Source organism: Nocardiopsis lucentensis DSM 44048 (assembly GCF_000341125.1).
In the GTDB taxonomy this organism is placed as follows: domain Bacteria; phylum Actinomycetota; class Actinomycetes; order Streptosporangiales; family Streptosporangiaceae; genus Nocardiopsis; species Nocardiopsis lucentensis.
Genome location: NZ_ANBC01000141.1, coordinates 1 through 8,906 on the forward strand (window position 1 = coordinate 1; position 8,906 = coordinate 8,906).

The 8,906-nt window shown below is 73.0% G+C and carries 10 protein-coding genes; 6 read left to right on the forward strand and 4 right to left on the reverse strand.

The window, feature by feature from the left end; all coding sequences use genetic code 11:
* Positions 1-28 precede the first annotated feature (28 nt).
* Complete coding sequence (locus D471_RS0104770) at positions 29-901, reverse strand: AraC family transcriptional regulator (RefSeq protein WP_017597577.1); 873 nt, start codon at positions 899-901, stop codon at positions 29-31.
* A gap of 273 nt (positions 902-1,174) precedes the next feature.
* Here D471_RS0104770 and D471_RS0104775 point away from each other — a divergent pair, with 273 nt between their 5' ends.
* Positions 1,175-2,311, forward strand: a complete 1,137-nt coding sequence (locus D471_RS0104775) for a baeRF2 domain-containing protein (protein WP_026127415.1) — start codon at positions 1,175-1,177, stop codon at positions 2,309-2,311.
* Between the two features lie 53 nt (positions 2,312-2,364).
* Here D471_RS0104775 and D471_RS0104780 read toward each other — a convergent pair whose 3' ends face one another.
* A complete protein-coding gene (locus D471_RS0104780) occupies positions 2,365-2,946 on the reverse strand; it encodes a helix-turn-helix transcriptional regulator (protein ID WP_026127416.1) in 582 nt (193 codons plus the stop codon).
* A 47-nt stretch (positions 2,947-2,993) separates the two neighbouring features.
* Here D471_RS0104780 and D471_RS0104785 point away from each other — a divergent pair, with 47 nt between their 5' ends.
* The 4 genes from D471_RS0104785 (at position 2,994) to D471_RS0104800 (ending at position 6,872) form a co-directional block, all read left to right on the forward strand.
* On the forward strand, positions 2,994-3,857 hold the full coding sequence (locus D471_RS0104785) for a class I SAM-dependent methyltransferase (RefSeq protein ID WP_017597580.1): 864 nt from the start codon (positions 2,994-2,996) through the stop codon (positions 3,855-3,857).
* A 46-nt stretch (positions 3,858-3,903) separates the two neighbouring features.
* Entirely contained in the window at positions 3,904-4,860 is a 957-nt protein-coding gene (locus D471_RS0104790; RefSeq protein WP_017597581.1) for an NAD(P)/FAD-dependent oxidoreductase, read from the forward strand.
* A gap of 111 nt (positions 4,861-4,971) precedes the next feature.
* On the forward strand, positions 4,972-6,183 hold the full coding sequence (locus D471_RS0104795) for a sensor histidine kinase (RefSeq protein WP_017597582.1): 1,212 nt from the start codon (positions 4,972-4,974) through the stop codon (positions 6,181-6,183).
* 44 nt (positions 6,184-6,227) lie between these two features.
* A complete protein-coding gene (locus D471_RS0104800; RefSeq protein WP_017597583.1) occupies positions 6,228-6,872 on the forward strand; it encodes a response regulator transcription factor in 645 nt (214 codons plus the stop codon).
* Here D471_RS0104800 and D471_RS0104805 read toward each other — a convergent pair.
* Positions 6,857-7,804 (reverse strand): saccharopine dehydrogenase family protein, encoded by a 948-nt coding sequence (locus D471_RS0104805; protein ID WP_017597584.1) that lies wholly within the window; start codon positions 7,802-7,804, stop codon positions 6,857-6,859. The genes D471_RS0104800 and D471_RS0104805 overlap by 16 nt on opposite strands.
* 111 nt (positions 7,805-7,915) lie before the next feature.
* Between D471_RS0104805 and D471_RS0104810 the strand changes: the two genes are divergently transcribed.
* Positions 7,916-8,572 (forward strand): TetR/AcrR family transcriptional regulator, encoded by a 657-nt coding sequence (locus tag D471_RS0104810; RefSeq protein ID WP_051059113.1) that lies wholly within the window; start codon positions 7,916-7,918, stop codon positions 8,570-8,572.
* A 20-nt stretch (positions 8,573-8,592) separates the two neighbouring features.
* Here the strand turns inward: D471_RS0104810 and D471_RS33045 are convergent.
* Positions 8,593-8,906, reverse strand: a 314-nt coding sequence (locus tag D471_RS33045; protein ID WP_017597586.1) for a BRCT domain-containing protein, incomplete at its 5' end; no start/stop codon positions are given.

Sequence of the window (8,906 nt, forward strand, 5' to 3'; positions counted from 1 at the left end):
GTCCCGGCCGGGACGGCACCCCGCATGCTCAGGCCCGTTCCACCGGCACCCAGAGCTCACCCTCGGCGCCACTGTGGTCCTCGGCGTACTCCACCCGCAGGATCTCGGGCCCCGCGACCGTGCGGTAGGCCGGGTTCGACGGGAACCACTGCGCGTACGCGTCGGCCCACAGCCGCTGCACGGCCTCGGGCATCTCGTCGGCGGAGGCGCCGAACGGGAAGACCGCCCACGTTCCGACCGCGACCTCCAGCGTGTCCATGCCCTCGGGGGCGGGCTCGGACGTGGCCGCGGCCTGGTAGTAGTCCAGTTCGCTGCCCTCCGCGCGCTCGGGCTCGATGTTGTCGGTCACCGAGAGCAGCCCTCTGGGCTCCTGGTCGCTCATCCGTGCGAGCCGGGCGTGCTCATCCGCGCCCAGCCCTCGGACGAACTCCTCGATGGCCGTGTTCGGTCCCTCGTGCACCAGCGGCACGCGTGCCTTGTGGCCCACCAGGCGGAACGCCTCCTTGTCCACGACGCGATAACGCATGTCCTCGCTCCCTTCGACGGTCAGACGAAACATCAGTCGGGGTTGGGACCGCAGGATTGCTCCGGTACGCCGGGCCTCGCCCGGACTGACCCCGTGCAGGGCACGAAACGCCCGGGTGAACGCCTCCGCCGACCCGTAGCCGTGGCGTACCGCGACCTCCAGCAGAGTGCGCCGTCCGTCGAGCACCTCGGCCCCGGCCAGAGTCAACCGGCGTCGCCGCACGTACTCCGACAACGGCATCCCGGCCAGCGCCGAGAACATCCGCCGGAAGTGGTGTTCGGTGGTGAGCGCCTCACGCGCCACCGCCGCCACGTCCACCTCGCCCCGGAGGTCGTCCTCGATCCGCTCCAGGGCCCGGTTCAGCCGTTCCAACACGGTCCCACCTCCCTCTTCCACCACCGACGTTAGGAGTGACGGCCCCGGCCGGACCCGACAGTCGCGGGGCGGGGNCGGTCAGGTCCGCGCGGGGTCGTCCGGACCCGTCGTCGCGCCTCTTCGCTCGGGCAAGCCCAGGACATCGTTGGGCAAGAAGCGCGTCTGGTCCGACGTGCCGACCACCGCGGGCACCCACCATGGAAACCAGGATGGCCTGACGGCCGACCCTGAGAAGGAGGTGGGCGGGGCGGGGGACACACGCTCCGCGGACACATGGACCTTGGTTTTCTGCGTCCTCTGTACGAAAGCGACGCTCCGGTGGCCTCGGTGCACCTGGACACCAGCCGCGGCACCAGGGACGCCGACAAGGAGATCGAGCTGCGCTGGCGCCACCTGCGCGAGGAGTTGGCCTCCCTGGGCACCGACGAGGCCACGCTGAACGTCCTGGAGGAGGCCATCGGCGAGGGGGACTCGAGGGCGTTCGGCGCGCACGGCCAGTCCCTGTTCGCCTCCGACGGTCAGCTCCTGGCCGCGCACACGCTCACCGAACCCCCCAGGCAGGACCGCGCCACGTGGCTGCCGATCCCCGACGTGCTTCCCGTGGCCGTCGACCGGGGCCGTCACCTGCCCTACGTCCTGGTGGCGCTGGACCGCGTCAACGCGCACGTGACCGCCTATCCCGCCGCCCCGAGCCGGGGTCCCGCGGCGGAGCACGACCTGACCGGCAGGAACCTGCACGGCATCGACGTCATGAGCCGGGGCGGCCCGGGCAACCTGGGCGGCTACAACGGACGCTTCACCAGCAAGCAGGTCGCCCAGGACATGTGGCGGGAGAACACCGCCAAGGTCGCCGAGCACGTGCGGGACGCGGTCGCGGAGGTCGGCGCGGAGGTGATCTTCGTCGGCGGCGACGCGGAGGCGATCGCCTACCTGCGCGACAACCTGGCCGAGCGCCGGCTCGACACACCGATCCTGGTGGTCGCGGGCGGGCGCGGCGGTCCCGACGCCGAGGAGCGCCTGCACGAGGCGGCGGCTGAGGCGCTGCGCGAGTTCGTCGAGCAGGGCCAGGAGCACGTGGCCGCCGAGTACCAGCGCAAACTCGCCCATGACCAGGCTGTCTCGGGCACCGAACCGACGCTGCCGATGCTGTCGGAGGCGCGGGGGCGCACCCTGTTGGTGGGGGCTGAGCGCGACCGCGAACCGCAGCTGTGGGGTTCGCCGAACGAACCGGTCCTGGTGGGGGTGCACAGCAACGACATGGACGACCCGAACACCGCGTTCCGGGCCCCGGCCAGCGCGCTGATGCTGCGGTCGGCGGTGATGTCCGACTCGGGGTTCACCGAACTGCGCGAGGGCGGCGAGCCCAGTACGGACATCGGCGCCATCCTGCGCTACGCGGGCCGGGGCTGACCCGGGGCGCGCCGTCAAGACCGGGCACGCCGCCGGCGATGCTCCTGTGGACGTCAGGCGTCGCCGGCGGCGTGCAGGTGGGTGCGTTCTCCGTTGTGGTCGAAGATGGTGAGGATCTCCACCGGCCCCTCGTGTGCGCCGACGGCGTGCGGGGTCATGGTCGAGAACTCGGCGGCGTTGCCCGTGTGGATGAGGATGGTCCGCTCGCCCAGGCGGAGCAGGGCGGTGCCGGACAGGACGGTGAACCACTCGTGGCCCGGGTGCACGGCCAGGTGCTCTGGACCGGTGGGGCGGTCGGGGGTGATGCGCATCTTGGCCACGGTCACGCCGTTGAGGGAGCGCTCGCGCGACAGCAGCCAGGTGGTCGTCCCCTGGGCCTGACAGGGCTGTGGCCGGATGACCACGTCCTCGTCGTCGGCGGATTCGACGAGCTGGTCGAGCGTGGTGTCCAGCGCTCGGGCGATGGGCACCAGCTGGTCGAGGGCGATCCTGCGCCGCCCGGTCTCGATCCGGCTCAGGTTGGACGGGCTGAGGTCGCAGCGGGCGGCGAGGGTGTCCAAGGTCCAGCCGCGTGCGAGCCGCAGGCCGCGGATGCGTTGGCGAATCACGGTGTCCAGATCACATTCTTGCTCCATAGGCAAGAGGGTATGCGAAAAAGACAGATCGTGATTAGCGTGGAAACATGACACACCACGCCCACCAGCACGAACACCACGCCCACCGGCACGACGGTGGACACACCCACCGCGGCGAGGCGGGACTGGCCGACCTGCTCGACCTTGACGCCGAGGTCTTCGCGCCCCACCTGGACGACCTCATCACCTGGGTCGACGAACACACGACGGCGACGCCGGGAACCATCGCCGACGTGGGCTCCGGAACCGGAACCGGGACCCTGGCCCTGGCACGGCGCTTCGAGGCGGCCCGGATCGTCGCGGTCGACCAGTCCCCGGCCATGCTCGACCGTCTGCGCGACGCTGCCCGGGCGCGGGGGCTGACCGACCGGGTGCGCACCGTCGAGGCCGACCTGGACGACGCCTGGCCCCCGATCGGCTCCGTCGACCTGGCGTGGGCGGCCGCCTCGCTGCACCACGTCGAGGACCCCGACCGGCTGCTCCGCGATCTTCACGGGGCCCTCGCCCCCGGCGGTCTGCTGGTCGTCGTCGAGATGGACACGCTGCCGCGCTTCTTGCCCCACGACATCGGGTTCGGCCGCCCCGGCCTGGAGGAGCGCTACCACGAGGAGGTCGCGCGGGACGGCTGGAACGCGTACCCGAACTGGGGGTCGCATCTGGAACGCGCCGGTTTCGAGGTCGTCCAGGAACGCGACTTCGCCTTCGAGGCGCACCCGGCGCCACCGAGCGCGAACCGCTACGCCCGCGACTACCTCGGCCGTGTCCGCTCCGCGCTCGCCGACCGGCTGGGCGCGGACGACCTGGCGGCCCTGGACCGACTTCTGCGGGACGAGGCCCCCGAGTCCGTCCTGAACCGCGCGGAACTGACGGTACGCAGGGCCCGCACGGCCTGGGCGGCGCGCCGCCCCTGACCCACCGGATCGAGACCAGACCACGCAACGGGAAAGGGATGTCGCAGTGAACACGGAACAGAACGTGGACGTGGCCGTCATCGGAGGCGGCGCGGCGGGGTTGAGCGCGGCCATCACGTTGGCGAGGTCGCTGCGCTCGGTGATCGTCGTGGACGCCGGTGAACCGCGCAACGCCCCGGCCGAGGGGGCACACAACGTCCTCGGCCTGGACGGCGTCGCCCCTCGGGACCTGCTCGCCACGGGACGGGCGGAGGCCGAACGGTACGGGGCGAGGGTCCACGAGGACCGGGCCGTCGCCGCGCGCCGCCGGGGCGACGTCTTCGAGGTGGACCTCGCCGTCGGCGCGACCGTACGGGCTCGGCGACTCCTGCTCGCGACAGGGCTCGTCGACGAGCTCCCCGCCGTCCCCGGTGTGCGGGAGCTGTGGGGCGGAGGCATCCTGCACTGCGCCTACTGCCACGGATGGGAGGTGCGCGGGCAGCGCATCGGTGTACTGGGCACCAGCCCCATGAGTGTCCACCAGGCCCTGATGTTCCGTCAGCTCAGCGAGGACGTCACCCTCTTCGTCCACACCATGCCCGACCCGGACGACGACGCCTGGGAGCAGCTGGCCGCGCTGAACATCCAGGTCGTGGACGGCACCGTGCGGATGCTGCGCACCGACGGGGGCGTCCTGCGGACGGTCGTCCTCGCCGACGGACACGAGTTCGCGGTGGACGCGGTGACCGTCACCCCCCGGTTCATCGCGCGCTCGGACCTGTACGAACAGCTCGGCGGCACACTCACCGAGCACCCGATGGGGGCGTTCGTCGCCACGGGGCCAAAGGGCAGGACCGACGTCCCGGGCGTCTGGGCGGCGGGCAACACGAGCGACCTCGCGGCGATGGTCACCGCGGCCGAGGGGGCCGGAGTCGAGGCCGCCACCGCCATCAACGCCGACCTGGTCACCGAGGACGCGGCCGCGGCCGTGCGCGCCCGCGCGCAACGGTACGCCGCGGTCTGATCCGTGGACCGCCGTCCCCGGCGCGGCCCCGGTCGGCACACGTGGCGGATATGCTTCTGCGCTCACCCACGGCCGGCGCGGCATGGGGCGGACGGACGGGAGAGGACACGCGTGGAGACAGCCTGGCGGGACGCCTGGGGGCACCTGCGCGCCGCCCTGGAACCCCTGCTCGGGGGAGCGCGGTCGTTCGTCGCGGTCCTGGCGGGGCTGCTGACGGCCCTGTTGACTCTGGTCCTCACGCTGGTGGCACTGGCCGCCCTTCCCCTCCTGGCCTGGCGCCGTTCCCGGGCGAGGACGGCATCCGTCCTCGCCGGGTGGACGGTGCGGCTCGGCGACGCGGAGGTGGCCAGGCTCGCGCGGTGGGGCGGGCTCGCCGTCCACCCGGACGCCGGGTCCGCGCGGCGCGCGGTGTACCTGGCCTCCCGGCTGCCCGTGGCGTGCGTGTCGGCTCTCCTGCTGTTCGTGTTGGGCGGACTGCTGGGCCTGTTCACGGTCGGCGCGGTGTGGGAGGTGGTGAGCGGCACGGCGTCGGAGGTGCGGATCTCCATGCCCGGCGTGAGTCTGTCCACCTCCACGTTCGCCCTGGGCCTGGGGTTCACCCTGGTGACGTTCCTGGCGCTGTGGGTCGGGGTGCTCGCGGTCACCGCACTGGACCGGCTGCTGGCCCGCCGGCTCCTGGGACCCAGCTCTGAGGACCTGCTCCACCGGCGCATCGACGAGCTGGCCCGGTCCCGCTCCGGGATCGTCCAGGCCGTCGACGAGGAGCGCCGCCGCATCGAACGCGACCTGCACGACGGCGTCCAGCAACGGGTGGTGGCCCTCGCGATGCTCCTGGGGCGCGCCCAGCGCGGCAACGACGCCGAACGCACCGGCCAGCTGATCCGCCAGGCCCACGGACAGACCCGTGTCCTGTTGGACGAACTGCGCGACGTGGCCTGGCGGGTCTACCCCACGGCCCTGGACACGCTCGGGTTGGAGGCCGCCCTCGCCGAAGTCGCCGACCGCACGCCCCTGCCGGTCTCGGTCGACTCCGACCTGGCCGAGCCCCTGCCGGGCCCCGCCGCCACGGCGGTGTACTTCGTGGCACGCGAGGCCATCACCAACACCGTCAAGCACGCGCACGCGAGCGGGGTGGTCGTCACCGTGCGCGCCGACCACACGGGTGTGGAGTTGAGTGTGGCCGACGACGGCCGCGGCGGCGCTGAACCGGACGGAAGCGGACTGACCGGGCTCGCCCGCCGCCTGCGGGCGATCGACGGCACCCTGTCCGTGCACAGCCCCGAGGGCGGGCCCACGGTCGTGCGCGCCTTCGTCCCCCTGTGATCGACAATTGTCCCCGGACCGCCCCCAACGGACACGGAGCCCCCATGCGCCTGGTGATCGCCGATGATTCAGTTCTGCTTCGGGAGGGGCTGGTGCGCCTCCTGAAGGAGGAGGGACACGAGGTCGTGGCCGCGGTCGGTGACGCCGACGCCCTGGTCAACGCGGTCGCCGAGCACGCACCCGACGCCGCCGTGGTGGACGTGCGCATGCCCCCGACCCACACCGACGAGGGGCTGCGCGCCGCCCTGGACGTGCGCGCCGAGCACCCCGACGTGGCGGTGCTGGTGCTGTCGCAGTACGTGGAGCAGCGCTACGCCGCCGAACTGCTCGCCGGGTCCTCCGGCGGGGTCGGGTACCTGCTCAAGGACCGGGTCTCGGAGGTCGGGGAGTTCCTCGACGCGCTGGAGCGGGTGCGCGGGGGCGGCGCGGCCTTCGACCCCGAGGTCGTGCGCCGCCTGCTGTCCCGCACCACCCACACCGATCCGCTGGCGGCGCTCACCCCGCGCGAGCGCGACGTGTTGGAGCACATGGCCCAGGGCCTGGCCAACGGCACCATCGCCGAGCGCCTGTACGTGTCGGTCAGCGCGGTGGAAAAGCACGTCAACGCGATCTTCGACAAGCTGGGGCTCGCCCACACGACCGGCTACAGCCGCCGTGTGCTGGCGGTGCTGCGCTATCTGGGATCGTGAGACGTGCCGCCCAGGGTCAGCGGCAGGTCCTCGGGCAGGTCGTCCAGCGTGGCCGCCCCGTGTAGGTGGTGCACTCCCGCGTCCAGACCGTCCACCACGGTGGTGGCCCAGGCGGTCAGGGCGGCGGTGGCGCGCGATTGACCGTGCCCGCGTGCCCAGCGCACGTGTTCCCCGGCCCTCGCGAGCACCGTCCAGGCGTCGGAACCGGGCAGGTGCAGCCCGGTGGGCAGGCGGCGGGCGCCGGGCAGGCGGGTGAGTCCGGCCAGGGCGACCGTCAGGGGCGCGGTGTCCAGCCCGAAGTGGGTGCGCACCGGTCGGCCGAGGTCACGGGTCAGGACGTGTTGATCGCTGAAGTCGGCCCGGTACAGGCGCCGCCGGCCCTGCCCCGGCAGGGTGAACACCGACGGCCGCGTGTAGTTGCGCACCGGTGTCCGGGTGGCCGGGTCGGGGAAGGAACGGCCCAGCAGCCCGAACGCCCACGCCGCGCCCGCCGCCCCGTGCTCCTCACCGGCGCCCAGGACCACGGCCAGGTCGATCGGTCCGTCCCCCGGGGCGCGGGTGTGCAGGTCGGCGGCGAGCAGGTTGGTCAGGCCCGGGGCGAGCCCGACGTTGAGCAGGACCGGAGCGCGCGGGGACAGCCGCTCCACGGCCGCCACGTAGGTGTGGGTGGCGGTGGCGTCGACGAAGGCCGCGCCCCGCTCCGCGGCGATGGCGACCAGGGCCGGGTCCTCGGCCCCGGAGGCGTTGACCACCACATTCACGTCCTCCAGCGCTTCCCGGAAGCCGCCCGTCCCCGGAGAGCCGGCGTCCACGACGCGGTCGGCTCGGTGGGGGTCGCGGCCCGCGCTCCAGCAGGTGTGTCCCTGCGCGCGCAGCCGCTCGGTGACCGGCGATCCCACCGCCCCGTAACCGCCCAGTACCAGGATGCGCATGTCCGTTCCTCCCGACTCGGTGCCGCTCCTCGGCGGCACCACAAGTTTCTGTAGTGTCACTCCAATAAGATAATTGGAGTGCCGCTACAGTCAACTCGTACAATGGTGGCCATGAGCACACACGGCACCGACGGGCGTCTGGCCCGCACCCGTGCGACCCGCGCGCGCGTCGCCGAGGCGGCGACCCGGCTGTTCACCACGAGGGGCTACGCGGCCACCAGCATCCAGAGCGTGGCCAAGGAGGCGGGCGTGGCCGCCCAGACCGTCTACAACGCCTTCGGCGCCAAGTCGGCGGTCCTGAAGGAGGCCTTGGACCAAGCCGTGGCCGGGGACGCCGAACCCGTGGCCACCCTGGACCGCCCCTGGGCGCGCGAGGCCCTGGCCGCCCCCGACGCCTCCGAGCAGATCCGACTCCAGGTGGCCGGGACAGCCGCGATCATGGTGCGGGTGGCGCCGCTGTCGGAGGTCCTGCGAGGCGCGGCTGACTCCGACGACGATCTACGCACGCTGTGGCGGATCAACGTCGAGCAGCGCAGGGCGGTGCAGCACGCCTTCGCCGAGCGCCTCGCCGAACGGGGGGCCCTGCGCCCGGGCCTGACCACCGGCGACGCCGCCGACACCGCGCTGGCCCTGCTCAGTCCCGAGGTGTTCACCCTGCACACCGTCCAGTGCGGCTGGAGCGCCGACCGCTGGCGCGACTGGGCGACCGACGCCCTCCTGCGGCAGGTCACCGACCGGACGTCCGCCCCGGGGGCGTCGACGGGGTGAACGGGGCCCGGGGGCGGCCCTCAGGCCCCGGCCATGCCGAGCCGGGCCAGCAGGTCGGCCTCGGTGATGATGTCGATGCGCTGACCGCGCTCGCGGTAGGTCTCGGCGCGGACGTGTTTGGAGGTCTTCCCGGCGCCGGCGTGCGTGCCGACGACGAGCACGTCGGTCCTGCGGGTGACGTTCTTGGCGGGATGTCCGCCCGCCTCGGCGATGCGCCGCCACGCCTCGGGCTTGTCCATGGCCGCCAGGTCGCCGGACACGCACACGGTGCGCCCGTACAACGGCCCGGAGGGGTCGGCGTCGGCCGCGGCCTCGGGCACGGGGGTCTCGGCGG